This window comes from Pseudomonas sp. R45(2017) (genome assembly GCF_002112305.1).
GTDB lineage: Bacteria > Pseudomonadota > Gammaproteobacteria > Pseudomonadales > Pseudomonadaceae > Aquipseudomonas > Aquipseudomonas paraglycinae.
In genome coordinates this window covers 145362-171012 of sequence record NZ_NEHH01000004.1, presented here as the reverse complement: position 1 = coordinate 171012, position 25651 = coordinate 145362, and the positions used below count along the sequence as shown (strand labels likewise).

General features: G+C 59.3%; 26 protein-coding genes and 1 tRNA gene. 14 read left to right on the top strand and 13 right to left on the bottom strand.

Annotated elements, in window-relative coordinates:
* The first annotated feature begins 203 nt into the window (after positions 1-203).
* The 7 genes from CAF74_RS10895 to CAF74_RS10865 all read left to right on the top strand — a co-directional run bounded on the left by CAF74_RS10895 (position 204) and on the right by CAF74_RS10865 (position 5728).
* Entirely contained in the window at positions 204-977 is a 774-nt protein-coding gene (locus tag CAF74_RS10895) for an ABC transporter ATP-binding protein (protein ID WP_007897462.1), read from the top strand.
* Between the two features lie 13 nt (positions 978-990).
* Complete coding sequence (locus CAF74_RS10890) at positions 991-1740, top strand: ABC transporter substrate-binding protein (protein ID WP_039764659.1); 750 nt, start codon at positions 991-993, stop codon at positions 1738-1740.
* A 78-nt stretch (positions 1741-1818) separates the two neighbouring features.
* Positions 1819-2514, top strand: a complete 696-nt coding sequence (locus CAF74_RS10885) for an ABC transporter permease (RefSeq protein WP_085746367.1) — start codon at positions 1819-1821, stop codon at positions 2512-2514.
* Positions 2511-3200 carry an ABC transporter permease gene (locus CAF74_RS10880; protein ID WP_007952568.1) on the top strand — a complete coding sequence of 230 codons (690 nt, stop codon included), beginning with the start codon at positions 2511-2513 and terminating at the stop codon, positions 3198-3200. Before CAF74_RS10885 ends, CAF74_RS10880 begins: the two co-directional genes overlap by 4 nt.
* Positions 3181-4416: a methyltransferase gene (locus tag CAF74_RS10875; RefSeq protein ID WP_085746366.1), complete on the top strand. Its 1236-nt coding sequence runs from the start codon at positions 3181-3183 to the stop codon at positions 4414-4416. Before CAF74_RS10880 ends, CAF74_RS10875 begins: the two co-directional genes overlap by 20 nt.
* Positions 4417-4760: 344 nt before the next feature.
* Entirely contained in the window at positions 4761-5576 is an 816-nt protein-coding gene (locus CAF74_RS10870; protein WP_085746365.1) for an FkbM family methyltransferase, read from the top strand.
* Positions 5577-5652: 76 nt separating this feature from the next.
* Positions 5653-5728: transfer RNA gene (locus tag CAF74_RS10865), tRNA-Thr, on the top strand.
* Between the two features lie 114 nt (positions 5729-5842).
* Here CAF74_RS10865 and CAF74_RS10860 read toward each other — a convergent pair.
* Positions 5843-6268: a type II toxin-antitoxin system HicB family antitoxin gene (locus CAF74_RS10860; protein ID WP_085746364.1), complete on the bottom strand. Its 426-nt coding sequence runs from the start codon at positions 6266-6268 to the stop codon at positions 5843-5845.
* A 527-nt stretch (positions 6269-6795) separates the two neighbouring features.
* On the opposite strand from CAF74_RS10860, the gene CAF74_RS10855 reads away from it, so the two are divergent.
* Positions 6796-7062: a DUF3077 domain-containing protein gene (locus CAF74_RS10855; protein WP_039764643.1), complete on the top strand. Its 267-nt coding sequence runs from the start codon at positions 6796-6798 to the stop codon at positions 7060-7062.
* Positions 7063-7120: 58 nt separating this feature from the next.
* Here CAF74_RS10855 and CAF74_RS10850 read toward each other — a convergent pair whose 3' ends face one another.
* Genes CAF74_RS10850 through CAF74_RS10840 form a run of 3 tightly spaced genes read right to left on the bottom strand, consistent with a single transcriptional unit; the run spans position 7121 to position 8724 of the window.
* Entirely contained in the window at positions 7121-7831 is a 711-nt protein-coding gene (locus tag CAF74_RS10850; protein ID WP_085611183.1) for an SDR family NAD(P)-dependent oxidoreductase, read from the bottom strand.
* Positions 7832-7864: 33 nt separating this feature from the next.
* Positions 7865-8509 (bottom strand): DsbA family oxidoreductase, encoded by a 645-nt coding sequence (locus tag CAF74_RS10845; protein WP_085746363.1) that lies wholly within the window; start codon positions 8507-8509, stop codon positions 7865-7867.
* Positions 8506-8724, bottom strand: coding sequence for a 4-oxalocrotonate tautomerase family protein (locus tag CAF74_RS10840; protein ID WP_007952610.1), 219 nt, complete (start codon positions 8722-8724; stop codon positions 8506-8508). The genes CAF74_RS10845 and CAF74_RS10840 overlap by 4 nt, the downstream gene beginning before the upstream one ends.
* Before the next feature lie 628 nt (positions 8725-9352).
* Between CAF74_RS10840 and CAF74_RS10835 the strand changes: the two genes are divergently transcribed.
* Positions 9353-10279: a LysR family transcriptional regulator gene (locus CAF74_RS10835; RefSeq protein ID WP_085647967.1), complete on the top strand. Its 927-nt coding sequence runs from the start codon at positions 9353-9355 to the stop codon at positions 10277-10279.
* Here CAF74_RS10835 and CAF74_RS10830 read toward each other — a convergent pair.
* The 6 genes from CAF74_RS10830 to CAF74_RS10805 form a co-directional block, all read right to left on the bottom strand.
* Positions 10196-10513: an AzlD domain-containing protein gene (locus CAF74_RS10830; RefSeq protein WP_007952614.1), complete on the bottom strand. Its 318-nt coding sequence runs from the start codon at positions 10511-10513 to the stop codon at positions 10196-10198. The genes CAF74_RS10835 and CAF74_RS10830 overlap by 84 nt on opposite strands.
* Positions 10492-11208 (bottom strand): AzlC family ABC transporter permease, encoded by a 717-nt coding sequence (locus tag CAF74_RS10825; protein ID WP_085702720.1) that lies wholly within the window; start codon positions 11206-11208, stop codon positions 10492-10494. The genes CAF74_RS10830 and CAF74_RS10825 overlap by 22 nt, the downstream gene beginning before the upstream one ends.
* Positions 11205-11582 (bottom strand): GNAT family N-acetyltransferase, encoded by a 378-nt coding sequence (locus CAF74_RS10820; protein WP_007952618.1) that lies wholly within the window; start codon positions 11580-11582, stop codon positions 11205-11207. Before CAF74_RS10820 ends, CAF74_RS10825 begins: the two co-directional genes overlap by 4 nt.
* Before the next feature lie 79 nt (positions 11583-11661).
* Positions 11662-12408 carry a 2OG-Fe dioxygenase family protein gene (locus tag CAF74_RS10815; protein ID WP_085608635.1) on the bottom strand — a complete coding sequence of 249 codons (747 nt, stop codon included), beginning with the start codon at positions 12406-12408 and terminating at the stop codon, positions 11662-11664.
* Between the two features lie 233 nt (positions 12409-12641).
* Complete coding sequence (locus CAF74_RS10810; RefSeq protein ID WP_085746362.1) at positions 12642-13946, bottom strand: OprD family porin; 1305 nt, start codon at positions 13944-13946, stop codon at positions 12642-12644.
* 299 nt (positions 13947-14245) lie between these two features.
* A complete protein-coding gene (locus tag CAF74_RS10805; RefSeq protein WP_085746361.1) occupies positions 14246-14914 on the bottom strand; it encodes a DsbA family protein in 669 nt (222 codons plus the stop codon).
* A gap of 255 nt (positions 14915-15169) precedes the next feature.
* Between CAF74_RS10805 and CAF74_RS10800 the strand changes: the two genes are divergently transcribed.
* Positions 15170-17260 carry a TonB-dependent siderophore receptor gene (locus tag CAF74_RS10800; RefSeq protein ID WP_085746360.1) on the top strand — a complete coding sequence of 697 codons (2091 nt, stop codon included), beginning with the start codon at positions 15170-15172 and terminating at the stop codon, positions 17258-17260.
* Between the two features lie 65 nt (positions 17261-17325).
* Here CAF74_RS10800 and CAF74_RS10795 read toward each other — a convergent pair whose 3' ends face one another.
* The 3 genes from CAF74_RS10795 to CAF74_RS10785 form a co-directional block, all read right to left on the bottom strand.
* The gene (locus CAF74_RS10795; RefSeq protein ID WP_085746359.1) at positions 17326-17538 is read right to left on the bottom strand and encodes a hypothetical protein; all 213 of its coding nucleotides are present in this window, start codon (positions 17536-17538) and stop codon (positions 17326-17328) included.
* A gap of 245 nt (positions 17539-17783) precedes the next feature.
* The gene (gene aguA / locus CAF74_RS10790; protein ID WP_007952634.1) at positions 17784-18890 is read right to left on the bottom strand and encodes an agmatine deiminase; all 1107 of its coding nucleotides are present in this window, start codon (positions 18888-18890) and stop codon (positions 17784-17786) included.
* 179 nt (positions 18891-19069) lie between these two features.
* Positions 19070-21982 (bottom strand): aminotransferase, encoded by a 2913-nt coding sequence (locus CAF74_RS10785; protein ID WP_085746358.1) that lies wholly within the window; start codon positions 21980-21982, stop codon positions 19070-19072.
* Positions 21983-22254: 272 nt separating this feature from the next.
* Between CAF74_RS10785 and rfbB the strand changes: the two genes are divergently transcribed.
* From rfbB to rfbD, 4 genes are read left to right on the top strand one after another with little or no spacing between them, the layout of a single operon-like run.
* The gene (rfbB, locus tag CAF74_RS10780) at positions 22255-23340 is read left to right on the top strand and encodes a dTDP-glucose 4,6-dehydratase (RefSeq protein ID WP_085746357.1); all 1086 of its coding nucleotides are present in this window, start codon (positions 22255-22257) and stop codon (positions 23338-23340) included.
* A complete protein-coding gene (gene rfbA, locus CAF74_RS10775) occupies positions 23337-24212 on the top strand; it encodes a glucose-1-phosphate thymidylyltransferase RfbA (protein WP_085746356.1) in 876 nt (291 codons plus the stop codon). The genes rfbB and rfbA overlap by 4 nt, the downstream gene beginning before the upstream one ends.
* Positions 24209-24754 carry a dTDP-4-dehydrorhamnose 3,5-epimerase gene (gene rfbC / locus CAF74_RS10770; protein ID WP_085746355.1) on the top strand — a complete coding sequence of 182 codons (546 nt, stop codon included), beginning with the start codon at positions 24209-24211 and terminating at the stop codon, positions 24752-24754. Before rfbA ends, rfbC begins: the two co-directional genes overlap by 4 nt.
* The gene (gene rfbD / locus CAF74_RS10765; RefSeq protein WP_085746354.1) at positions 24751-25620 is read left to right on the top strand and encodes a dTDP-4-dehydrorhamnose reductase; all 870 of its coding nucleotides are present in this window, start codon (positions 24751-24753) and stop codon (positions 25618-25620) included. The genes rfbC and rfbD overlap by 4 nt, the downstream gene beginning before the upstream one ends.
* Positions 25621-25651 lie beyond the last annotated feature (31 nt).

Sequence of the window (25651 nt, the reverse complement as noted above, 5' to 3'; positions counted from 1 at the left end):
CGACACCCACGGGAATCAACGTTCAAACACCCGTTCGGTTGTTGATGGGGCGACAGTCTGCTGCGCCGATGCGACAACCTGCCACACGCCATCCGTTTACCGCTCGTAGCGCTGTTGGCTGCCATTGAAACGCTATGCTAGCTTGGCCGCCTCGCCAGGAAGGCCAACCAACAGCAGGAGCGCAACATATATGAGGAACGCACATGGCTGAGGCCACGCCCGCGCTTGAAATCCGCAACTTGCACAAACGCTACGGACAGCTTGAGGTGCTCAAAGGCATCTCGCTGACCGCCCGCGACGGCGATGTGATCTCGATCCTGGGTTCCTCCGGTTCCGGCAAGTCCACGTTCCTGCGATGCATCAACCTGTTGGAAAACCCGCATCAGGGCCAGATCCTGGTGGCCGGGGAAGAACTCAAGCTCAAGGCCGCCAAGAATGGCGAACTGGTTGCCGCCGACGGCAAGCAGATCAATCGCCTGCGCTCCGAGATTGGTTTTGTGTTTCAAAACTTTAATCTGTGGCCGCACATGAGCGTGCTCGACAACATCATTGAAGCCCCACGCCGCGTGCTCGGCCAGAGCAAGGCCGAAGCCATCGAGGTCGCCGAAGCGCTGCTGGCCAAGGTCGGCATCGCCGACAAGCGCCACGCCTACCCGGCGCAACTGTCCGGCGGCCAGCAACAGCGCGCGGCGATTGCCCGCACACTGGCGATGCAGCCCAAGGTGATCCTGTTCGACGAGCCCACCTCCGCCCTTGACCCGGAAATGGTCCAGGAAGTACTTAATGTCATCCGCGCATTGGCCGAAGAAGGCCGCACCATGCTGCTCGTGACCCATGAAATGGGCTTCGCCCGTCAGGTCTCCAGCGAAGTGGTGTTCCTCCACCAGGGCCTGGTAGAAGAGCAAGGATCGCCACAGCAGGTGTTCGAAAACCCGCTTTCGGCGCGCTGCAAACAATTCATGTCCAGCAACCGCTAACGGAGCTACCCGCATGCAGAACTACAAAAAGGTCTTCCTGGCCGCCGCCGTCACCCTCGCGTTCAGCGCCGGTGCAATGGCCGAGACCCTGAAGATGGGCATCGAAGCGGCTTACCCGCCGTTCAACAACAAAGATGCCAGCGGCAACGTCGTCGGCTTCGACAAAGACATCGGCGACGCCCTGTGCGCCAAGATGAAAGTTGAATGCTCCGTGGTCACCTCCGACTGGGACGGCATCATCCCGGCCCTGAACGCCAAGAAGTTCGACTTCCTGATCTCCTCGATGTCGATCACCGACGAGCGCAAGCAAGCGGTGGACTTCACCGACCCGTACTACTCCAACAAGCTGCAATTCATCGCGCCGAAAAACGTCGACTTCAAAACCGACAAGGCTGCGCTGAAAGGCAAGGTGATCGGCGCCCAGCGCGCGACCCTGGCCGGCACCTTCCTGGAAGACAACTTCGGTGACGACATCACCGTCAAGCTGTACGACACCCAGGAAAATGCCTACCTCGACCTGACTTCCGGTCGCCTGGACGGCATCCTCGCCGACAAATACGTCAACTACGAGTGGCTGAAAAGCGACGCCGGTAAAGCCTACGAATTCAAAGGCGACCCGGTGGAAGAAAGCGACAAGATCGGTATCGCTGTACGTAAAGGCGACCCGATCCGCGAGAAGCTGAATGCCGCGCTGAAGGAAATCGTTGCCGACGGCACCTACAAGAAGATCAACGACAAGTACTTCCCGTTCAGCATCTACTGATCCTGACCTGCCGGATCGGCGCCGTTACATGACGACGCCGATCCCCGGCCTTGCCTGCCGCGATTTGAAAAGAAATCCATGATTATCGACCTCTACGGATTCGGCCCGGCGCTCTTCGCCGGCGCGCTGATGACCGTCAAACTGGCACTCTCGGCCCTGTGCCTGGGGCTGGTGCTCGGTCTGCTCGGCGCCTTGGCCAAGACTTCCCCGTACAAGCCGCTGCAATGGCTTGGCGGAACCTATTCGACCCTGGTGCGTGGCGTCCCGGAATTGCTCTGGGTGCTGTTGATCTACTTCGGTACGGTCAACGCGATGCGCGCGTTCGGTGAATTCCTCGGCAACCCCGAACTGGAACTCAGCGCCTTCGCCGCCGGCGTCATCGCGCTGGGCCTGTGCTTCGGCGCCTACGCCACAGAAGTGTTTCGTGGCGCGATCCTCGCCATTCCCAAAGGCCACCGTGAGGCCGGCGTGGCCCTGGGCCTGTCGAAATGGCGGATCTTCACCCGGCTGATCATGCCGCAAATGTGGCGCATCGCCCTGCCCGGCCTGGGCAACCTGTTCATGATCCTGATGAAAGATACCGCACTGGTGTCGGTCATCGGTCTGGAAGAAATCATGCGCCACGCGCAGATCGGCGTGACCGTGTCCAAGCAGCCATTCACCTTCTATATGGTGGCGGCGCTCATGTACCTGTGCCTGACCGTGCTGGCGATGATCGGCATGCACCTGCTGGAAAAACGCGCCGCACGCGGCTTCGCGAGGAGCGCTCAATGAATTGGGAAGTCATCATCAAGTGGCTGCCGAAACTGGCCCAGGGCGCGACGCTGACCCTGGAGCTGGTGGCCATCGCTGTGATCGCCGGTTTGCTGCTGGCGATTCCGCTGGGCATCGCCCGTTCTTCGAAGCTGTGGTACGTGCGCGCTTTGCCCTACGCCTACATCTTCTTTTTCCGTGGCACGCCGTTGCTGGTTCAACTGTTCCTGGTCTATTACGGCCTTGCGCAGTTCGATGCGGTGCGTAACAGCTCGATGTGGCCGTACCTGCGCGATCCGTTCTGGTGTGCCACCGCGACCATGACACTGCACACGGCGGCATACATCGCCGAGATCCTGCGCGGCGCGATCCAGGCGATTCCGCCGGGCGAGATCGAAGCGGCGCGGGCATTGGGCATGTCCCGGCCGAAAGCGCTGTTCTACATCATCCTGCCGCGTGCCGCGCGCATTGGCCTGCCGGCCTACAGCAACGAAGTGATCCTGATGCTCAAGGCCAGCGCCCTGGCCAGCACCGTGACTTTGCTGGAGCTGACCGGCATGGCCCGCACGATCATTGCCCGCACTTACTTGCCGGTGGAGATCTTCTTCGCTGCCGGCGTGTTCTATCTGGTGATGGCTTACGTGCTGGTTCGCGGCTTCAAGCTGCTGGAACGCTGGCTGCGCGTCGATGCGTGCCAAGGGCGCTGATTCTTCCGGCGTGCTGACGGGCGAGGCCCTGCTCGCCCGTTTCACGGCACTGGATGCATTTCTCACGGCCCATCAGGGATTGTGGAAACCCCGCCCTTTCACTCATCTGCAACTGCCTTGGGAAGCGTCCTACCCGGAACTGGCCTCGTGGCTACGCGGACGTTCGCTGGAAGATGCGGAAAACGCCCATAACCACCCTGCCGATCTTTCGGAAGCGCCGGAGCCCTTTGCTTCATTGGCGGCGTTGTCGCTTGAGTTGAGTTCGGTCGGTGAGTTGCCTGCGCATTCGCTGGAAGCTGCCGGGCATCGTCTGAATGTCGATGTGCCGGGGCGCAAATGGCAGCAGATCGAAGCCTTCGCCAGCCGCTTGTCGTTTCCTACGCAACCGAAGCACTGGCTGGATTGGTGTTCGGGCAAAGGCCACTTGGGCCGGCGCCTGCTCGGCGCTGATCAGCAACTCACCTGTCTGGAATACGATCCGGCGCTGGTTGCCAGCGGTCAGGCGCTGAGTCAGCGCCATCACCTGCATGCGCTGCATGTCGAGCAGGATGTGCTCGCGGCGAACACCGCTTTATTGCTGAACGCCGAACACACGCCTGTTGCCCTGCATGCTTGCGGCGATCTGCATGTTCGATTGATGCAACTGGCCTCCGCCGCTGGCTGCCGACAATTGGCGATCGCCCCGTGCTGCTACAACCGGATCAGTCGCACTGAATATCAGGCGTTGTCCTCCGCAGGTTCGCGATCAGACCTACAGCTCTCGCTGGAAGATCTTTCACTGCCAATGAGCGAGACCGTCACCGCCGGTGTCCGCGTCCGACGTCAGCGTGACACTTCCATGGCCCGCAGGCTCGCTTTCGATAAGTTGCAACGGCAAGTGCGTGGCGTCGACGAATACCTGCCGACGCCGTCCCTGCCGAGCGCCTGGCTGGACAAACCGTTCGCCGATTACTGCTGCGATCTGGCAGCACTCAAAGAGTTATCCACAATTGGCTCGCCAGATTGGGTAGCACTGGAAGCCGCCGGTTGGCAGCGATTGGCCGAAGTTCGCAACCTGGAACTGCTCCGCGGACTGTTCCGGCGGCCGCTGGAGCTTTGGCTGAATCTTGATCGGGCACTTTTCCTCAGCGAACAGGGCTATGTCGTACGTCTCGGCACCTTCTGCGAAGCGCCGCTCACACCGCGCAATTTCCTGTTGCTGGCAGAGCGCGTTTAATCTTCCACAGCCTGTGGATAACTCTGTTGATGGAATTATCGTGGATCCAATATCCACGGCTGTTTCAGGCCACTAACAGTGCTGGTCATTTTTTGTTCATATAGATAAAAAACCGGCAAAACAGGGATTTGCGACCCAAATGAGAACCCGTCCACAAAATCTCCTCTAAGCCCGTCCTCTTCAAAGCCTGTTGTGCATAAGCCCTCGAGCAAAAGGACATAACCGCCGAATCGCGGACGCCGGCAACGGGCAATTGCGCCTGCCATCCGCCCTTGCTATACAGACCTACGCCGTGCAGGTAGCGCGCGCCCGAACAAGAAAAATCTGACCGACAGGAAGCGACCGTGACGTTCATTTCTTACGCACAGAATTTCGAGGACGTTCGCCTTTGGCGCGCCCTTCAGTATTTTGAAAACGGTTTTTATATCGATGTCGGCGCCAATGACCCTATCCACGATTCGGTCACCAAAGCTTTTTATGATCGCGGCTGGCAGGGCATCAACGTCGAACCGATGCAGAACTACCACGACGCACTTCGCCAGCATCGCCCCCGCGACACCACGCTGCAATGCGTGGCCAGCGACCACCCGGGCGAACTGACTTTCTACGGCATTGCCGACACCGGCCTGTCCACCGCTGACCCAATCGTTGCGCAAGAACGCAAAAACCTCGGCATGGACGTGCAAAGCTTCACTGTCAACGCACGCACACTGACCTCGATCTGCGAAGAACACGCCGCCGAGCGGCCGATCCACTTCCTGAAAATCGACGTCGAAGGCCACGAAGAAACCGTCCTGCGCGGCATGGACTTCAGCCGCTTCCGCCCCTGGATCATCCTCATCGAAACCCCATGGGAGCGCGACCACACCTGGGAACACCTGGTGACCGACGCCGGCTACACCAACGTCCTGTTCGACGGCCTCAACAGCTTCTTCCTGGCCAACGAACACATCAACCTCAAACCCGCGTTCGACCTGCCACCGTGCAACCTCGACAACTTCCAGCTGTGCAAAGGCCACAACCTCGCCCACCCGGTAAACCCGGCCCTGGAAACCGCCCTGCAACGCGCCGAACAGGCCGAAGCCCAACTGCGCGCCATGCAAAACAGCCGCGCCTGGCGCGCTGTACAAAAACTGCGCAACGTCCTGCGCCGGGCGTGAATCGCAGAGGGCGCAAAAATAGTCTGAATTCAGGGGTTTACAGAAGCACCCGAGTCGCTATAATCGTCGCCCACACGCCGGTATAGCTCAGATGGTAGAGCAACTGACTTGTAATCAGTAGGTCCCGGGTTCGATTCCTGGTGCCGGCACCATACAAAACGAAGCCCCTGCGAAAATGCAGGGGCTTTGTTGTTTCTGGAGGGTGTGTTTTCCACTCCAAATGAAAAGCCCCGACAGCCATCACTATCGGGGGCTTTTCTTCAACCTTACGCAGCCTCAACCGAAAGCAAAATCCGGCGCCCAAGCTGCTGCAATGCACGCTCGACATTCTCTATCTTGGAGTGGTGCAGGAAATCAACTAACCGATCTACCTGGGGTCGTTGCACACCCAAGCGTCGTGCCAGTTCAGCTTTGCTTATCCCAGACTCCAAAAGCGTATTCCAGAGCCCAACCTTTGCCGCAGTCAGTATAGGCAGACGCAATACCGCGTCACCTTCCTGCTCCCCCGCATCACCTGTCGGAATCAACCGGCGATCATCAACGTAAATCGACAATGCCGTTTCCATCGCATCAATGGCGCTGTCGAGTGCTTCCTCGAGGGTATCGCCAGCGGCGTGCATCTCTGGAATTTCTGCGCAGGATAACCAGACACTGCTCGGCTCCTCGTGGACTTCCAACGCATATTCGAACATCACGTTTCCTCTCATGGGGTACAAACTCAGTCTCACCCTTGTGGCGTAGCTGCATCGCTGAAACTCGATATCGCTTATGCGCATCACGCACTATTTCGGCAGACCGAACGTGCAACATATTTGTTACCCATGCAACACAAGTGTTGCATGCGAGTATGTCGGCCTGCCCGCCACCACCTAGCCACGATTGCGCTGCCCTCTCCCCCACGCTACCGTCAAACCCGTCGCTGCCAATTCAGCGACCGGGCCTGAGAACCCGCGTAAGATGCAGGCGCACCAGCGCCCCAACCCACGTTTGCCGGCGTTTTTTTTGTGCCTGCATTTCCGTGCAATGGCGGCTGTGCGTGGGAGGCTTTCGAGCCTGCCGGGTTCCTGTATCTCCGGTTTCTCAGCCTGCGCATAGCTGCCACCCTTTCGCCTGAGAACGAATTGGCAGCCTCATTTGATACAGGGAGTTTCACAAATGATTAGCATCGATCCGTCCAAAGTCTGCCCCTTCCACCTCCCAACAAAAGGTAGGTGAAGCCATGACCAACCCCCACGACCTAAAAACCCTCGGCCTCACCCATTTTTCCTTCCAATCCAACCACGCGCTCTTCCGCACCAACTCCGGCGTCCCGGTTGTTACCGCCCTCTCCCACGCATCCCACCTGCTGCACATTTCCAAACTGCTCACATCAGATACTTCTGCCGCCAACGACCCGGAACTCCACGCCTGCGCCTCGCAATATTTGCAGGAGTTGAGCAAGGCGCTGGTCGATGACGCGGTCAAAGTGCTGAGTCCGGATCCATAAACCGTCGCCCATAAAAAAGCCCTCGCATCGCTGCAAGAGCTTTGTGTTACCGGATCAATCAGTGCCCAGCGCTTTGCCCACCATCCACATGCAGAATCTCGCCGGTCACAAAATTCGCGTTATCGAGATACACGACCGCCTGCGCAATGTCGTCGATCTCGCCCATGTGCCCGACCGGATGCAGCGCACCCAGCGCCGCGTGGGTTTCTTCGCCGTGCATCGGCGTTTTGATGATGCCAGGCGACACCGCGTTCACCCGGATCCCGCGTTTGGCGTATTCGATGGCCAGAGATTTGGTGGCGGCGTTGAGGCCGCCCTTGGTCAGGGAAGCGAGGACCGAGGGCACACCGTCTACCGCGTGGTCGGTCAGGCTGGTGGTGATGTTGACCACGTGACCCTTGCCCTGTTTTTCCATCTCGGCGATGGCCAGTTGGGTGATGTAGAAGAAGCCGTTGAGGTTGACCGACAGCACCGCTGCGTAGTCTTCCGGGGTGTAGGCGGTGAACGGTTTGGCGACGAAGATGCCGGCGTTGTTGACCAGGGTGTCGATGCGGCCGAAGCGTGCCACGCCTTCGCTGATCACGCGTTGAGCAGTGGCCGGGTCGCCGATGTCGCCGGCGATGGTCAGGATTTGCGGGTCGTTCGACGGTTTGATCGAGCGCGAGGTGGCGACGATGTTGTAGCCCAGCTCACGGAAGGCTTTGACCATGCCTTCGCCCAGACCTTGGGAAGCACCAGTGATAACGACAGTTTTTTTCGAATTGCTCATGATGAAATCCTCAATCAATAAGTAGGCGTTGAATCAGGCGCTAGCCAGTTGTTTCAGCATTTGTTCGTAGTACTCGACCGATTGCGAACCGGAGACGAGGTGCTTGCCGTTCAGGATCAGCGCGGGCACCGAGTTGATTCCGTGCTGCCGGTAAAACGCCTGCAGTTGCCGTACTTCGCTGGCGAATTCGTCGTTGACCAGCACCTTGCGGGCCCTCGCTGCATCCAGTCCCGCTTCGGTCGCCAGACGGATCAGCGTCGGGTGATCGTTGGGGTTGTCGCCGTCGCGGAAGTAAGCGCGCAGCAGGATCTTTTTCAGCGCGATCTGCCGCCCTTCCTGCGCCGCCCACATCAGCAATCGATGAGCATCGAAGGTGTTGTGAAAGTGGGTGCGTTTCTCCAGGTCGAACTCGAAACCGATGGCTTTGCCGCGTTCGATCTGCATCTTCTTGCCGGCGGCGACGTCTTCGGCGGTGCGGCCGTATTTGCGCATCAGGTGCTGCACGGCCGGTTCGCCTTCGGCGGGCATGTCCGGGTTGAGTTCGAAGGGCTTGTAGGTCAGCTCCACCGAAACCTCGCCGGCCAGATTGCCGATCGCCTGCTCCAGCGCTGTCGCCCCGAGTGCGCACCAGGGGCACACCACGTCGGAGACGAAATCGATGGTCACGGTCGGGGTCATGACTGGCCCCGTTCCGCCAGCTGTCGGCGGTACTCGGTGGTGGTGATGCCGGCGTAGCCCCAGTTATCGGTGTCGACTTCTTCGATCACGATGTGGGTCAGGTCCGGGCGCTTGTTGAGGACGCGTTCCAGGGTTTCAGTGATTTCGGCGATCACCTGAGCTTTCTGCTCACGGGTAACACCGTCGCGGGTGATGCGTACGCTGACAAATGGCATGACGACTACTCCAGTGACCTGCCCTCGGGATGATGGTCAGGTGTTGGAGCTCAATTTAGGCGTGTGCCGGGAGGGGAAAAAGTAGGGGTGGGGTACTTCATTTGTGAGGTGGTGTAATGAATTGACAAGCCGAAGTTCAGTGACAGAGAATCCCTCCAAGAGCGCGAAACCGGCTGCCATCAGGTGGCGATAGTCGGCGTTAGGAACCCCGTTGATGACCTGAAAATCAGCGTTCGGGTGAGACCTCTTCTCCCCTGCTTGAGGGAGCACAATTTCGAGTGATTTCGACAAAAAAGCCGACAGTGATGTCGGCTTTTTTATGAGCGTTATTTGAACTTCCTTTGAGATACGCCTGCTCAATTGCTGGCATAACGCGCTTACCCTGTCAGTCGTTTCCCTTGAAAAATCTCCGCAGACGCACCCAAACCGTGCACTTTTTTTGACCCCAATCACCCCCACGTCACCAAAAACCCCGATCCTGTGTCAGCCTCCAGCCATCGGCAGGGACATCAATTCGCTACTAATTGCGCGACAACTATGCTCAGGTGCAGGAATATAGCCAGCAAATGGCGCCGTTCAGGTCGTCACGTACACAACAATACCCAGCCCACTTCAGAGGGCATTACCCATGGATAGCAGAACCTTACGCAACCTCATGCGCATCGTGCAGACCGGCTCGTTGTCGGCCGCAGCCGAGCATTCGTGCCTGACCGTGCAGGCCCTGGCCGCACAGTTGAACAAGGTCGAAGAGCAGTTCGGTTTCCGCTTGTTTAGACGATCCAACAAGGGGCTGACGCTGACGCCGCAAGGCACCGAGCTGACGCCTTATATGGACAGAGTGCTGATTGCCACGCGGCAGATGGAAGAGAAAGTCGAAGCATTGAAGGTGCCGGGACAACGCACATTGAAAGTGGCGTTGAACACCACGCTGGACCCGGATTTCAACCGACGATTGATCGGGCGCCTGATCGAGGTGTTTCCCGATTACCAGATGGAATTCAGCTACGCCGAGTCGATGGAAAACCTCAGCAAGCTGAAGAACGAGGACTTCGACCTTGCGGTGTTGATCGGCCCGCAGCGTCCGGGTCTGCCGAGCATTGTCCTGCCTGAAGTGCAGGTGCAGGTGGTCGGCGCGCACTGTGGTCAGGAGAACGATCCGCTGACGTTGCTCGGCAACAAGTTTCAGGTGCGTCCCGCAGAAGATTGTCCGTATTCCCACAGCTTTTTGCGTTTTCTCGACGCAGGGCTGGGCAATCACGAGAACAGTCAGCGGACGATCTACTCCTGCAGCGAAACGCTGACTTTGTCGCTCATCACCCAGATGGACGCGGTCGGCATGGTCTCCCGCGAGGCCGCGCAGAAAAACGGCCTGACGATTTTCCCCGGGTTCGAGGATTTCCTCGAAGTGCGCCTGGCGGTGAACAACCCGGATCTGTCCGGCCAGGCGTTGAACGACGTGGTCGATCTGCCGCTACATGAACGAGCCGAGCGCAATGTACGCAGCCGTCCCAACCGCCACACTGAGAAAGAGGTTTTTGCTGAAATACGCACATAACAGCGTCGGAATCGCTGCATAGAATTCCGGGCGATCGAGCTGTATGTGCTGATCCTTGATCAACAAGGGTGTCAGGCTGATCGCAGCGACGATCGCCACCGGCAGGTATTCCAGCGCCCGCGCGACGAAGGGCGGCCAGTGCTCGGTGTTGACCTGCAGCGGCAAGGCCCGTGGCAGGAAGGTCACGGCCATCATCAGAGCGACCACCAGAATCAGGAACGTTTGGTCAGGCATACACCCACTCCGCAGCCCACAAACGTGGCGATGAAAACGTTGAATGGCGAGCTGCCCACCAGACTCAGTGCGCCCATGCAGACGACTGCGGCCATAGCGGCGATGAGTTTGTTGCGGGTGTTGCACAGCGAGACCAGCACGTAGAGCATCATCGCGGTCAGCGCGTAATCGAGCTGGTATTTGATCAGGTGCGACGCGTACTGCGCGCACAGGGCGCCGAGCAATCCGCCGATCACCCAAGAGGTGTGGCAGAACAGGTTGAAGCCGATCAGATATCGAATGTTCACCGGCGCACCAGTGCCCAGTTTGACGCTGTGGAAGGCGAACGATTCATCGGTCAGGCCGCCGGCGTAACACCAGCGCTCCATGCGGCTCAGGCCCAGCGCGCGCAGGGCCTTCGCCATGTAGACCGACATCAGCATGTGCCGCGCGTTGATCAGAAACGTGGTCAGCACGATGGTGGTCAGCGATGCCCCGCTGCTGATCAGCGCCAGCGCCGCGAATTGCGAAGCCCCGGCATACACGAACAGACACATGGCCACCGGCAGCCACAGCGGTAGCCCGGCGTTGACGGCCATCAGCCCGAACACGAACGACACGGTGAAGTAACCGGCCACCACCGGGCTGGCTTCGGCAAAGGTGCGCGATGGCTGACGGTCGACCATCAGCGGCGCACTGCCGGATGTTTCATTCATAGATCCCTCTCAAATGTCCGCTCGCCGTGAGGTTCGCAAAAACCCTGGGCCGTCCAGAAACGCTTGCCCGCGAGGTTAGCATCGTCGACGAACAGAAACATCCGCAGCACACCGACCCGTTTCATGTCGGCCGACGCCGCTTCCACCAGCCGCTGGCCTACACCCTGGCTGCGATAGCGCAGGCTGACCGCCAGATGGTTGATCGTGCCGCGACTGCCCAGCATGCCGCCCAGTACCGCACCGACGATCTCGCCTTCGACGTCGAACGCCAGATAGGCCGTGGTGGTTTTCTGGATCAACACGCCGCGCAGGCATTTGGCGTCCTGCCATTCACAGAACGACACTTCGTCGAACTGGCGGAAGAAGCGCTCCATGCGCTGCGCGTCCTTGGCCGTCGCGCGCCGCAGCACCACCGGCGTCGAGCATTCGACGCCGTCTATTTGGGTGATCTGATTAGCGAACAATGTCGAAAGCGGTCCCGGGCCGCGAGAAAGAAATTGCCAGGATCTGCCGGTACGCCATGGCATGGGTATGGGTGTTGCGCGCCGGGGTCACGTAGTGGCGCATGTCGCGGTCGAGGAAGTAAGTTGTGTCGAGGATTTCCTGGTAGGTGGTCGACGCCAGTTGATGCTCGTGGATGTCGTACAGACGACTCTCCGCACCCTCGACATTGTTGCGGCCCCAGAAGTGCACGCCGCTGAACGGATAACCGTCGCAGTGAATCCCTTCCGGGGTGATTTCCAGTTGTTTGCCGGGTTTGATCTCGATGCGGATCTGATGGATCTGGCACTGCCAGATTTCATCGTGCAGTTCTTCCGGCAACACGCTTTTGTACACTTCAAAATCGGTGTCGATCAGGCTGCGCATTACCGGCGAGCTGATGACTTCGTCCGAGAAGTCCTGGAAGTGCCGCACCACGCCGCCCACATAGCTGTTGTTGGCCTTGGACTGCACGTACGCGCGATGTTCCAGTTGCTTCAGTTCGCGAGTCTTGGGGTTGTATTCAAAGTCGCTGTAACGACGGTAACGCATGCCGGCTTCGGCCTGACCGTAGTAACTGTCAGGCTCCATGTTTTCCCAACTTTTGGTCAGTCTGACGAAGTCGGCGAAATGACCGTAGAGATTGAAGTCAGCACCCTGCACATTGGCGTACTTGTCGCGCCGTAGCGATTCGCCCACTTCTCTGGTTAAAACGATCATTACCAAATTCTCCGCTGCATTGAGCGGCCTAATCTATTAGGTGGAGAATTTGCGTCCATGAGAAAGAATTTCAGGCATTTAAAGCCCTGTTTGAAACGCGATTTGAAACGGCTTGAAAGTGCATTTCAAATGACAAAAACACGGGTTTTTATGCTGTTTTTTCAAAAAGCGTCAAAAAAAAACCCCGAACCAGTCGGGGTTTTTCTGTCGCGTTTCGCGGGTTCAATCGATCATCAGAAGATGTTGATCGGGTAATCCACGAACACACGCAGCTCATTGCCGCTGACGTTGTATTCGCTGGATTTCTGCGAAACACGCAGGATCGAGCTGCGCAGCTTGATGCTCAGATCTTTGGCCGGGCCACTTTGCACGACGTACTTGAACTGGTTGAAGATCTCACGCTCGGTGCCGCCTTCGCTGGTGGACGTGGTGATGTTGTCGCCACGCACGTACGCGAAGTTGTAGCTCAGACCCGGTACGCCGAATGCGCTGAAGTCCAGGCCGTAGCCCAACTGCCAGCTGCGCTCGTCTTCAGCGTTGAAGTCGGACCAGTAGGAGTTGGCCAGGTAGATGGTGTTGCCACCGTCCCCGACACGATGTTGATCTTTCTGGTAGCCGCCGTAGGCGTAGCCCAGGTTACTGTCGCCGGTGGAACGCTGGTGCGCCACGGTGAACGAGTGCGGACCAGTGGCGAAGGTTGCTGCCAGGCTCCAGATTTTGTTGTCGTCACCAGTGACGATACTTTTACCCGGTACAGTGTTCTCGCGGATGTAGGAGTCTTCCAGCTTGGTGCGGTAGCCGTTGAAGTCCAGGGTCAGGGACTGATCCTTGTTGAACGGCAACACGTAGTTGGCGTTCACGTATTGCTTCTTCAGCACGTCTTCGACATCGGAAGCGTACAGCGCGCCCTTGAAGTTTTCGGTGAACTGGTAGCTACCGCCCAACACGTTGATCGACTTCAGACCACCGCTGTCACGGCCTTCATCGCTCTTGCGCGATTCCGCGGTGAAACGGCCAGCATCCAGCTGCAGACCTTTGATCTCTTTGGAAGTGATCAAGGTACCGGTGTAGCTCTCTGGGAGCAGACGGGAGTTGTCGTAGTTCAGCACCGGCAGGGCCGGCATCTGGTCACCGTAGGTCAGCACGGTGTTGGAGAAACGGAATTTGACTGCCGCGCCGCCCTTGGCCAGATCGTCAGCCGGGTTGCCGTTGTTGTCTTGCTTGAAAAAGTCGATACCGCCGGCGCCGCTGCGGCCCTTGCCGCCGTCCAGACGCAGCGCGTACAGACCGAACGCGTCCACACCCACACCGACGGTGCCCTGGGTGAAACCGGACGAGAACGTACCGATGGCCGCTTGGCCCCACTCGGCTTTATCGTCGTTACCGTTTTTGTAATCACGATTGATGTAGGCATTGCGCAGCAGCACTTTGAGGCTGCTGTCTTCCACAAAACCCTTGGACTCAGCCTGGTCGTTAGCCATGGCCGAAGTGGCACTCAACATCCCCAGTGCGATCAGACTGATTCGCTTGTTCAACATTTTGTTTTCCTTATTACGGGTTGAAACGCGCTGTGTCGAACGGCTGAAACGGCGCTTATTGCACTCTTTTATTCACCCCGAAACAAAAAGACCCGCTCAAGACAATGTCATGGCGGGCCTGCTCCTAATTTTGAGTCATGGCGGTTAGCCACAGGCGTTGGGCCGAATCGTAGCCGCGCCCTCAACAATGTGTCAATTTCAAGAATCGTCTTTAAATAGGCGAAAAACGTCTAAAAAAAGTAAATTTTGCGATGGCTTCGTGCACGGAATTGCTCGCAGTCAGGGATTTTGATGCGGGATTACGCGCAACCATCGAGGCCACAGACCTGCAGGGTTTCAGTCCCTGGCGCAGGCGTAAACGACTCACTCAACCACTGGGCGAAGGCTTCTGGCTTGCCCAGCCACGGCCCGATATCAACCAGTGTGAACTGACCGTCCTGTTCCAGAGCGAAAGTTGGAAAACCCTGCCCACCCAGTTTTGCCAACAGGGCACGGCTGTTCTTTATATGTTGTTCGGTGTCGACGGACTTCACGGCGTTCAAGAACATATCGGCGTTGTAGCCCTGCTCTACCGCGTATTCCACAAGCACACTTTCGTCGGCAATTCGCCGCCCTTCGACATAGTGCGCAGTCTGCAAACGGCCAAGCAGCTCCAGGCCACGACCGTCGATTTTTTCCGCTGCCATCACAGCGGCAATCGGTGGTGCCGAATCAAACACCGCCGAGTGATCGCGCAACAGGCCTTCGAAATAAGCTTCGCCGAAGGGCTGACCGGTGTATTCGGCAATGCGTCGGTCGTGAGGCATCACGTAATTGCGCAGTTGCGGTGAAACGTTCTGGCGGTTGGCGCCGGTCATCATGCCGCCGGCGTGGGCGATCACGGGCAGCACTTGCTGGGCGGCCTGCACCAGTGGTTTGGCGCCATAGCACCAGCCGCACAGCGGGTCGTAGATGTAATGAAGAGTCATCGGAAAGCTCCGCTCAGAAGGTGGGAAAAACGATGTCGGCACATTAGTCCCTCGGTCGTTGCGGAAAAACGCCGGAATGGCTTTCAGTCTGTTTCGGCAATCGGTCAAATGCGCTTGTTGTCCGCTCCGACACAAACATGAAATAAATTGACACAATCAAACCACGGAACCTTTCAGGAATAATTAACGGGAGTAAATGCAAAGCATTACCATTCGCGCGCTCGAATTCTTCCAACCTTTCGGATGCGCTTTTCAATGCCTGCCCCGTTCCGTCTCACGCCCGTCACGCTTGGGCTTTCTGCCTTTTTGTCCTCCGGTTTCGCTTACTCCGCGACCGAGCTTCCCGCCACGTCGATCAGCGCAGAAGCGCAGGTTGATGATCCGCGCGTAAAGGTCAGCAACACCGCGACCCGCACCTCCACCCCGGTGCGTTACGTGCCCCAGGCGATCGACTCGGTCAAGACCGCCAATTTCGCCAACTACGGCACCAATGACCTGGGCGACGCCTTGAGCGGCATGCCCAACGTCAGCAGCGGCGGCGACACGCGCTTCGACAGCCTGCGCATCCGCGGCTTCGACGCCAGCAACGACTTCTATCTGGACGGCATCCGCGACGACAGCCAGTACAAGCGCGACCTGCACAACATCGAACGCGTCGAAGTGCTCAAGGGCCCGGCCGCCGTGCTGTATGGCCGTGGCAGCCAGGGCGGGATCGTCAACCGCGTCAGCAAGGCACCCGAATTCGGCCGCCGCTCGACCATCGAGGCCCAGGGTGGCAGCGAAGACCTGCGCAGCCTGTACGCCGATCTCAGCACCGACCCGAGCGACAACATCAGCCTGCGCCTGAACATGGGCAACATGGACGAAAACAGCTTCCGCGACGGCGTCAGCGGCAATCGCCAGCTGTTTGCACCGTCGATGAGTTGGCAGCTCACGCCTGACCTGAACTGGCTGGTGCAATACGAATACAGCCGCTACAACCGCACGCCGGATCGCGGCATTCCCGGGGTCGGTGGACGTCCGGCAGATGTCGGCCGGGACACGACCTACGGCAACGATCACGATTTCATCGACGACAAAACGCAATCCCTGCGCTCGAAACTGGCTTATGAAATCAACGACAACTGGCAACTGCGCCACACACTCGGTGTGTTCAAGCTCGACAGCGATTTCGACAACACCTACCTCACCGGTTACACCCCGGCGACGCAGAAGGTCACCCGCCAGCACTGGCAGCAGGACCTGACCACCCGTAACGTGTTCAACAACGTTGAGCTGGAAGGCGGATTCGAAACTTTCGGCCTCGAGCACCGCCTGCTGACCGGCCTCGAAACCGGCAGCCAGCGCCGCGACCCGACGCTGTACAACGCCGCCACGTCCGGGCGCGGCAGTTCCGCCGTGCCGTCGCTGGATCTGTACACCCCCAACCGCGACCTGCGCCACACCGGGCGCATGCAGGTGTCGAGCAGCAGCCACACCGAAGTCGAAAGCCGCGCGGTCTATGTTCAGGATCAACTGCGCCTGAACGATCAATGGCAATTGCTGGCCGGCCTGCGCTACGACACCTTCGATATCGAGTCGACCAACAAGCTGCGCAACATCTCCGAAGACCGTGACAGCCACAGTACCAGCCCGCGTTTCGGCGTGGTCTGGACGCCGCTGCAGAATCATTCGTTCTACGCCTCGTGGACCAAGACTTTCTCGCCGGTAGGCGGTGGTCTGATCGGTATCACCCCGGGCGCGGCCGGTAACACCAATGACCTGAGCCCGGAGCTGACCAAGCAGAAAGAAATCGGCGTGAAGAGCGACTGGCTCGACGATCGCCTGAGCACCACCCTCGCCGTCTATGAGCTGGAACTCTACAACCGCCGCACCACCGATCCGAACGACCCGACCCTGACCGTGCTCAGCGGTCTGCAACGCTCGCGCGGGATCGAGCTGACCGGTACCGGCAAGATCGTCGGCAACTGGTATGTGCGCGGTGGTGTAGGCGTGCAGGACGCGACCATCGAGAAGGACAACAACGGCCTGGAAGGCAAACGCGTGAACAACGTGGCCAAGCGCAACGGCAGCCTGTTCCTGACCTGGAAACCGGAAATGGGCTGGTACGCCGAAACCGGCCTGACCCTGGTCGGCCAGCGTTATGCCGACAACGCCAACACCACCGTGTTGCCGGGCTACGGCCGTTGGGACGCGCTGGTCGGCTACCGCCACAAGGACTGGGACCTGCGTGGCGCCCTGAACAACATCACCGACCGCGAGTATTACTCGTCGGCCACCAGCGCGTTCCAGATCCAGCCGGGCGCACCGCGTAGCCTGGTCGTCACCGGCACCTACAGCTTCTGATATCGCGCCCATAAAAAAAGCGCTGCCATCCCGGCAGCGCTTTTTACAATCCTTGTTTGTTCTTCTTATCCTTCCATCACATCCCACAATGCGTCCAGTTCGGCCTCGCTGAACAGGCCAGCGGGGTAACGCTCGATCATCATCCGGCGCGGATCAGGTTCCCTGATCTGACGCGTTCCATTGGACTTCAACCAGTGCGCGACAATCTGGAGCGACTCACTATTTACCGTCATGGGATGCAACGTCCGCTCGCTGATTACGTTCACTTCGGCGTTCATTTCAGCGCTCTCTCCCCGTTCATGAGCGGCTACGTTATCCAAGGTTTATGACAGAACTGTTGAAGTTCTCCCCCCTCCCTAGTGCGTAATGAGCGATACAAGAGCTATGCCAACGTCATGAAATAGTCGACCAGCGGACATAAAGAAACCCGCAGTCCTGACGGGCTGCGGGTTTCTCTTCAAGCGTGGGCAACGAATGACTGACCGGTCGATTTTTCAATCAACTCAAGCTGTTACATCCGCACTCACTCTTTGTGCGGCGCGGGTTGCTGTTGGGTAAGGCAGTGAATATTGCCGCCGCCCAGTAACAGTTCGCGACCCGGCACCATCACCACTTCGTGTTGCGGGAACAGGTTCTGCAGGATCTCCCGGGCCGGGGCGTCCATCGGATCGTCGAAGCTCGGCGCGATGATACCGCCGTTGACGATCAGGAAGTTCACGTAGGAACCGGCCAGGCGCACGCTCGGGTTGCGCTCCTGAGTGCCGTCCACCGGATCCACGCCCGCGCATTCTTCTTCGGTGGCAAACAGCGGCCCCGGAATCGGCATCTTGTGCACCGTGAACGGGCGGCCCTTGGCGTCGGTGCTGCTTTCCAGCACTTTCATCGCGGCCTGGCAGCGCGGGTAGTTCGGATCCTGCGGATCGTCGGTCCACGCCAGCAGCACTTCGCCCGGACGCACGTAGCAGCAGAAGTTATCCACATGGCCGTCGGTTTCGTCGTTGAACAGGCCATCCGGCAGCCAGATGATCTTGTCCACCGACAGGTTTTCGCTGAGCACCGCTTCGATCTCTTCGCGACCCAGGTGCGGGTTGCGATTGCGGTTGAGCAGACATTCTTCGGTGGTGATCAGGGTGCCTTCGCCGTCGACGTGAATCGAGCCGCCTTCGAGCACGAAGCCTTCGGTGCGATAACGCGGGCTTCGCTCGATTTCGAGGATCTTGCCGCCGACCTGAGAGTCGCGGTTCCACGGCGAATACAGGCCGCCGTCGAAGCCGCCCCAGGCATTGAAGTCCCAGTTCACACCGCGCACTTCGCCGCTGTTGTTGATCACGAAAGTCGGGCCGCTATCGCGAACCCAGGCGTCATCGCTGGACATCTCGACCACGCGGATATTCGGCACGTCGAGGCGAGCACGAGCGTTTTCGTACTGGCCGGCAGAGACCGCCACGGTGACCGGTTCGAAACGCGCGATGGCTTTGGCCACTGCCGCGTGGGCGGCCTGCGCCGGTTTGCCGCCGAGACGCCAGTTGTCCGGACGCTCGGGCCAGATCATCCAGGTCTGGGTTTGCGGTGCCCATTCGGCCGGCATGTAAAAGCCATCGGCGCGTGGTGTGCTTTTCAATGTGGTCATGTCGATCAGACTCCAGGGAACCGTCGAGGGTTTTTCAACACGCCGTACAGGGATGGACGACGGACTATGGCGACTTTATAAACGATAAATATCGACTTTAGAAGCCATAAAGAAAAAACAATCCCAATTTAACCCGATAAATACCGATACAAATCGGTATTTATCGGGTTCGCATCGCCTCAGAGCCCTTCTTCCAGCACCTTCGCCAGCATGTCGACGAAGAAATCCACGCTCTGACGCGAGGTGACCATCGGCGGTTTGATCTTTAGGACGTTCAGGTAATCGCCGGTCGGCTGCATGAAAATCCCCAGCGCCCGCAGGCGATCACACAACAGCGTGGTTTCCTCGGTCGCCGGTTCCAGGGTTTCCCGATTGCGGATCAGCTCGACCCCCAGATAGAACCCGGAACCGTGCACCGCGCCGACCAACGGATATTGATCGATCAACGCCTCCAGCCGGGCCTTGAAATGAGCGCCGACCACCTGGGCGTTTTCCCAGAGTTTTTCTTCTTCCATGACGTCGAGCACCGCCATGCCGATCTGGCAGCTCACCGGACTGCCGCCAGCGGACGAGAAGAAATAGCCCTCGGCCTCCAGCGCCTCGGCGATTTCCCGGCGGGTGATCACCGCGCCCAGCGGCTGGCCGTTGCCCATGCCTTTGGCCATGGTGATGATGTCCGGCACCACGCCTTGCTCTTCGAAGCCCCAGAAGAAGTGGCCCATGCGCCCGTAACCGACCTGCACCTCATCGGCAATGCACACGCCGCCCCGGGCGCGCACCAGTTCATAGACTTTTTTCAGGTAACCCGGCGGCAGCGAGATCCCGCCCGCGTTGCCATACACCGGCTCGCAGATGAACCCCGCTAGTTGGCGTTTCTGCTCATCGATCTTCGCCAGATGATGTTCGACGCTGCGCACATAATCCGGCGCCGAATCCGGGCCGCGAAACTCACCGCGATAAGTGTTGGGAGCGGTCACCGCATGCACCCAGTCCGGGCGACTGCTCAGGGCCTGCGGGTTATCGGCAATCGAGGTCGACACTGCGTCCGCGCCGACCGTCCAGCCGTGATAGGCCTCCAGCACGCTGATCATGTCGCGCCCACCGCTGGCGGCCCACGCCAGACGAATCGCCAGGTCGTTGGCCTCGCTGCCGCTGTTGACCAGGAACACCCGATCCATGCCCTCCGGCGCCAGCTTCAGCAAACGCTCGGAAAACTCGGCGACCGCCGCATAGTTGAATCGCGAGTTGGTATTGAGCAGCGACCACTGCCGGCTCGCGACCGCCGCCATGCGCGGGTGACCGTGGCCGAGCACCGCGACGTTGTTGAGCATGTCGAGGTAGGAACGGCCCTGCATGTCGATCAGGTGATTGCGCCAGCCGCGCTCGATGCGCGGCGGGTCGACGTAATAGTGCTTTTGGGTGCGGGCAAAACTGGCGTCGCGGCGCGCCAGCAAGGTAGCTGCGTCCAGCTCGGGTTCGGCGTCGCAGGCCAGGCCCAGCAGTGCGGCCGGCGAGGGGGACAACGCCTGCCACGCCAACGCGCGTGATGGTGTACAGAACAGCGGCGCTTCCAGCTGTGCGCCGCGAATCAATTGCACGGTCAACGGACCGTCCACCGAACCCAGTACCTGGCCTTTGACCAGCGCTGCGCCAATGTGCAATGAAGGTTTCACGCCCAGCAAGCGCAGGCTCAATTGCGAACCATCGAGTCGCAGCGCGCCGTCGGCCGACAGGTGAAGTACGCCAGCAAACGGCGCTTCCACCGTCGAACTCTGGGGCACATGCAATTCAACGTGCAGCGGGAATGTCTCTGGCTCATCGGCGCTGTCGGGCCGGGTGCGCGACAACCGGTATTGCCCGTATCGACTGGCCGCCAGACCGTGGATGGCCGCTGCTTCACTCAACAGGCGCTGATCGATGCCAGGCTGCTCCCAATTGCCCGCCTCGAAGTGCGCGCTCAACACACCCAGATCGATCAACGCGAATTCGCGCCCGACCAGACCGGGCAACAACGGCGCAAAGCCTTCACTGTCGATGGTCGGCAAGGTCTGGCCGACCGCTGTGAGAATCGCCGCCTCCATCAAGGCCAGAGGCACAGAGGTGGCGACCCGGAAGATCTCCCACTCGTGGTTCAGATTATCGCGGCTGTAGGTATTGCCCGGATCGATGCTGACCTGTTGCTCGCCACTGAGCACCAGCACCGCCGCCCGCGCCACGATCAGCGGCCACAGCGCCAGCAGTTCTTCGTGTTGCAGCGGATTGACCGCGTGATAGGCCTGCACGGCCGGCAGGATCACAAACGGATCGCCGGCGGCATGATGCAGCAACGCGGCGCAGGTGACCGACAGATCGGTGATACGCCAGGTGCGCACCAGATCGCCGAAATCGATGACGCCCTGTAACTGCCAGTGCCGCCGGGCATCACGCTGCCAGACTACGTTGTCGTCGGTGATGTCCATGTGGATCGCCTGCACCGGCAGCTTTTCCAGCAGCGGCTGCAAACGAAGCCTGGCCTGTGCGGCAGCCTCGGCGATCAGCGCGCGTTGGCGTTCGTCTTCGATGACCGGCAGCAGGTGCTCGATCAGTGCGCTGGCATGGCGCGCGTCCCATTGCAACGTGCGCTCGAGTCCCGGATGGTCGAACCCGGCCAGGGCCAGATCCATTTCGCCGCAGAGCCGGCCGAAACCGGCGACGACATCGTGGCCAAGGTGATCGAGAGCTGTCAGCGGCTGGCCCTCGATGTAATCGAGCAGACGTACATGCACCGCTTCGCCGCCGATCTCCAGCGACAACAGGTCCTGGCCGTCGTTGGCCGGGATCACCCGAGGAACCTGCACAGCGCCATGATCGGCCAGGTACCTCAGCCCCGCGTGCTGGGCCTGCAGTTCCACCAGCGAATAGTCGCCCCGGCAGATCTTCAGCACGAATCGCCCGCGTTCGCTGTCCACGCGATAATTGAGGTCCTGCTGGCTGCCCAGCGCCTGCAACTTGCCGCTCAGCCCGTAATGCTGCGTCAGAACCTGCAAGGCCTGCTCTGCAGTGACCTGTGGGCCCGGAAGACTGGCGCGATGAATCAACGTGGCGAACGACATGGAACGACCCCTGAAATTTTATTAGGCGCCTATATCGCCACTGCACCGATGGATAATCAACCCCCCGTAAACCCCGCGCCGATCACTGCCCTGTTTCACTCGGCCGCCGCTGCTCCATTGGATGGAGTGCGCCCGGCTTCCGTACGTCGAATACCCGCCGGCACAGAGCTGCGCGGACAAAATACCGCGGGCAACCCTCTTGTGCCGCCCCTCCCCTGCCGACAAGCTATGCTCCACTCGCTTTATAGTCTTACGGAAAAAGGCCAACCTGCATGCGTATTCTCGTCACCGGTGGTGCCGGCTTCATTGGCTCCGCACTGGTTCGCCACCTGATTTGCAACACGGCTCACGAGGTGTTGAACCTCGACAAACTGACTTACGCCGGCAATCTCGAATCGCTTACGAGCATCGCCGACAACAGCCGTTACGAATTTGTGCAAGCCGATATCGTCGATCAGTCCACAGTGAGCACCCTGCTCAAGCGCTTCCAGCCTCATGCGATCATGCATCTGGCTGCCGAATCCCATGTCGACCGATCCATCGATGGGCCGTCGGACTTCATTCAGACCAATATCGTCGGTACTTACAGCCTGCTGGAAGCGGCCCGTGCCTACTGGCAGGGCCTGGCCGAGCCGGAAAAAAGTGCCTTCCGCTTTCACCATATATCGACCGACGAGGTCTACGGCGACCTGCATGGCGTCGACGATCTGTTCACCGAAACAACTCCCTACGCCCCCAGCTCGCCCTATTCCGCAAGCAAGGCGGCGTCCGATCATCTTGTCCGGTCGTGGCACCGCACTTATGGACTGCCCGTCCTGCTGACCAATTGCTCGAACAATTACGGGCCCTACCACTTTCCGGAAAAGCTGATCCCGCTGGTGATCCTCAACGCACTGGCCGGCAAGCCACTGCCGGTGTATGGCAACGGTCAGCAAGTCCGTGACTGGCTGTTCGTCGACGATCATGCCCGGGCGCTGTTGAAAGTGGTCACCGAAGGCGCGGTGGGTGAAACCTACAATATTGGCGGACACAACGAACAAAAGAACATTGAGGTGGTGCACGCCATCTGCTCATTGCTCGAAGAGTTGGCACCGAACAACAAGCCTCAGGGCTTCGCTCGATTCGCTGACCTGATCACTTTCGTCAAGGACCGTCCCGGTCACGACCTGCGTTACGCCATTGACGCCGGCAAGATCGAACGCGAACTGGGTTGGGTTCCTGAAGAAACGTTCGAGACCGGCCTGCGCAAAACCGTTCAGTGGTATCTGGACAATCTTCAATGGTGCCGACGCGTTCAGGACGGCAGCTATCAGGGCGAACGCCTGGGTTCCACCGACATCAAGGATCTGCTCGCATGATGAAGGGCATAGTTCTCGCCGGAGGCTCCGGCACACGATTGCATCCAATCACGCTCGGCGTATCCAAACAGCTGTTGCCGGTCTACGACAAACCGATGATCTATTACCCGATCTCGGTGCTGATGCTGGCCGGGATCAAGGACATCCTGATCATCTCCACCCCGCAGGATCTTCCGCAATATCGCAACCTGCTGGGCGATGGAAGCCAGTTCGGGGTCTCGTTCAGCTATGCCGAGCAGCCATCCCCCGCCGGACTGGCCCAGGCCTTTCTGATCGGCGAGCAGTTCATTGGTAATGATCCGGTGTGCCTGATTCTCGGCGACAACATTTTCCACGGCCAATCCTTCAGCGAACAGTTGAAGAAAGCCGCCCGCAAACCTCACGGCGCAACAGTGTTCGGCTATTGGGTCAAGGATCCAGAGCGCTTCGGCGTGATCGACTTCGACCGCGAAGGGCGCGCCCTGTCCATCGAAGAGAAACCCGCAAAGCCCAAGTCCAGCTACGCGGTGACGGGTCTGTACTTCTACGATAACGACGTGATCAGGATCGCCAAGGCAGTCAAACCATCGCAGCGTGGCGAACTGGAAATCACCGACGTCAACAACGCGTATTTGCAGCGTGGCGATCTGCAGGTCGAGCGTTTCGGACGCGGGTTCGCCTGGCTCGACACCGGTACTCACGACAGCCTGCTTGAAGCCTCCCAGTATGTGCAGACCATCGAACACCGCCAGGGCCTCAAAGTCGCGTGCCTGGAAGAGATTGCCTATCTGAACAGGTGGATCAGCCGCGAACATCTGCTCGAGCGCGCGCAGTACTTCGGCAAGACCGGCTATGGCCAGTACCTGTATTCGATTGCCGGAGAAAACCAATGAACGTGATCGAAACCGATCTGCCCGGCGTCATGGTCATCGAACCCAAAGTGTTTGGTGACGAACGCGGCTTTTTCTACGAGAGCTTTAATGCCAAGGCGTTTGCCGAAGCGACGGGCGTGAATGCGCAGTTCGTACAGGACAACCATTCGCGCTCGCAGAAAGGCGTATTGCGTGGTCTGCACTATCAGTTGGAAAACACCCAGGGGAAACTGGTGCGAGTGACCGTCGGTGAAGTGCTCGACGTTGTCGTGGATATCCGGCGCAGCTCGCCGCACTTCGGCAAATCGCTCACCCTGCGCCTGTCGGCAGACAATCGTCGCCAACTCTGGATACCCGAAGGCTTCGCCCACGGTTTTGTCGTGCTGAGCGAGGTTGCCGAATTTCTCTACAAGACCACCGACTATTACACGCCGTCTGCCGAGCGATGTATTCGCTGGGACGACCCGACGCTGGACATCGACTGGCAACTCGAATCTGCCCCGCAGCTCTCGGCCAAGGATCAGAACGGTAAAAGCCTGAACGAGGCTGACCTGTTCCCATGAAAATCCTCATCTGTGGACAGCAGGGTCAGGTCTCGAAAGAGCTGCAGTTGCGCCTGGCCGATACAGGCGATCTGATCGTGCTCGGGCGTGACCGGCTTGACCTGGCTCAGCCCGCGCAAATCCGCCAGCAGGTCAGACAGATCGCTCCCGATCTGATTATCAACGCTGCGGCCCATACTGCAGTCGACCAGGCAGAAAGCGAGCCCGAGCTGGCTTTCGCCATCAATGCGACAGGGCCCGGTGTCTTGGCCGAGGAAGCAGCACGGCTTGGTGCGCCGCTGATTCATTACTCCACCGATTACGTCTTTGACGGCAGCCAGCCAGAGCCCTACAACGAATCCGATGTACCAGCCCCGCTGAGTGTCTATGGCAAAAGCAAGCTGGCAGGCGAGCAAGCCATCGCCGACGTTCAGGGGCAACACCTGATTCTGCGAACCAGTTGGGTTTACTCCACCCATGGCCGGAACTTCCTGTTGACCATGCAGCGATTGCTCCAGGAAAAACCACAATTGCGGGTCGTCGCCGATCAGGTCGGAGCCCCCACCTGGGCGGGCACCATTGCCCAGAGCACCCTGGCACTTATCGAACGCTGGCAGTCAGGGCAACCCGGGGTCTGGGGCACCTACCACCTGACGGCCGGCGGGCATACCTCGTGGTTCGGTTTCGCCCAGGCTATTGGCGCAGCGCTGCGTGAACAGGGCAAACCGTGCGCAGAACTGATACCGATCCCTTCCAGCGACTATCCGACGCCTGCTGCACGTCCCTTGAATTCGCGTCTGGACTGCAGTCGCCTGCAGCGTGAGTGGGGCGTCAGTCTGCCGGACTGGCAAACCGCGCTGCACGAGTGTCTTGCCGGGCAAGCCTAGGCATAATGCGCCTGTACCCACAGGCGCCCGA

Coding starts and splice junctions, on each gene's coding strand:
- CAF74_RS10895 (WP_007897462.1), top strand. CDS start 204: ATGGCTGAGGCCACGCCCGCGCTTGAAATCCGCAACTTGCACAAACGC.
- CAF74_RS10890 (WP_039764659.1), top strand. CDS start 991: ATGCAGAACTACAAAAAGGTCTTCCTGGCCGCCGCCGTCACCCTCGCG.
- CAF74_RS10885 (WP_085746367.1), top strand. CDS start 1,819: ATGATTATCGACCTCTACGGATTCGGCCCGGCGCTCTTCGCCGGCGCG.
- CAF74_RS10880 (WP_007952568.1), top strand. CDS start 2,511: ATGAATTGGGAAGTCATCATCAAGTGGCTGCCGAAACTGGCCCAGGGC.
- CAF74_RS10875 (WP_085746366.1), top strand. CDS start 3,181: ATGCGTGCCAAGGGCGCTGATTCTTCCGGCGTGCTGACGGGCGAGGCC.
- CAF74_RS10860 (WP_085746364.1), bottom strand. CDS start 6,268: ATGTTCGAATATGCGTTGGAAGTCCACGAGGAGCCGAGCAGTGTCTGG.
- CAF74_RS10855 (WP_039764643.1), top strand. CDS start 6,796: ATGACCAACCCCCACGACCTAAAAACCCTCGGCCTCACCCATTTTTCC.
- CAF74_RS10850 (WP_085611183.1), bottom strand. CDS start 7,831: ATGAGCAATTCGAAAAAAACTGTCGTTATCACTGGTGCTTCCCAAGGT.
- CAF74_RS10845 (WP_085746363.1), bottom strand. CDS start 8,509: ATGACCCCGACCGTGACCATCGATTTCGTCTCCGACGTGGTGTGCCCC.
- CAF74_RS10840 (WP_007952610.1), bottom strand. CDS start 8,724: ATGCCATTTGTCAGCGTACGCATCACCCGCGACGGTGTTACCCGTGAG.
- CAF74_RS10835 (WP_085647967.1), top strand. CDS start 9,353: ATGGATAGCAGAACCTTACGCAACCTCATGCGCATCGTGCAGACCGGC.
- CAF74_RS10830 (WP_007952614.1), bottom strand. CDS start 10,513: ATGCCTGACCAAACGTTCCTGATTCTGGTGGTCGCTCTGATGATGGCC.
- CAF74_RS10825 (WP_085702720.1), bottom strand. CDS start 11,208: ATGAATGAAACATCCGGCAGTGCGCCGCTGATGGTCGACCGTCAGCCA.
- CAF74_RS10820 (WP_007952618.1), bottom strand. CDS start 11,582: ATGGAGCGCTTCTTCCGCCAGTTCGACGAAGTGTCGTTCTGTGAATGG.
- CAF74_RS10815 (WP_085608635.1), bottom strand. CDS start 12,408: ATGATCGTTTTAACCAGAGAAGTGGGCGAATCGCTACGGCGCGACAAG.
- CAF74_RS10810 (WP_085746362.1), bottom strand. CDS start 13,946: ATGTTGAACAAGCGAATCAGTCTGATCGCACTGGGGATGTTGAGTGCC.
- CAF74_RS10805 (WP_085746361.1), bottom strand. CDS start 14,914: ATGACTCTTCATTACATCTACGACCCGCTGTGCGGCTGGTGCTATGGC.
- CAF74_RS10800 (WP_085746360.1), top strand. CDS start 15,170: ATGCCTGCCCCGTTCCGTCTCACGCCCGTCACGCTTGGGCTTTCTGCC.
- CAF74_RS10795 (WP_085746359.1), bottom strand. CDS start 17,538: ATGAACGCCGAAGTGAACGTAATCAGCGAGCGGACGTTGCATCCCATG.
- aguA (WP_007952634.1), bottom strand. CDS start 18,890: ATGACCACATTGAAAAGCACACCACGCGCCGATGGCTTTTACATGCCG.
- CAF74_RS10785 (WP_085746358.1), bottom strand. CDS start 21,982: ATGTCGTTCGCCACGTTGATTCATCGCGCCAGTCTTCCGGGCCCACAG.
- rfbB (WP_085746357.1), top strand. CDS start 22,255: ATGCGTATTCTCGTCACCGGTGGTGCCGGCTTCATTGGCTCCGCACTG.
- rfbA (WP_085746356.1), top strand. CDS start 23,337: ATGATGAAGGGCATAGTTCTCGCCGGAGGCTCCGGCACACGATTGCAT.
- rfbC (WP_085746355.1), top strand. CDS start 24,209: ATGAACGTGATCGAAACCGATCTGCCCGGCGTCATGGTCATCGAACCC.
- rfbD (WP_085746354.1), top strand. CDS start 24,751: ATGAAAATCCTCATCTGTGGACAGCAGGGTCAGGTCTCGAAAGAGCTG.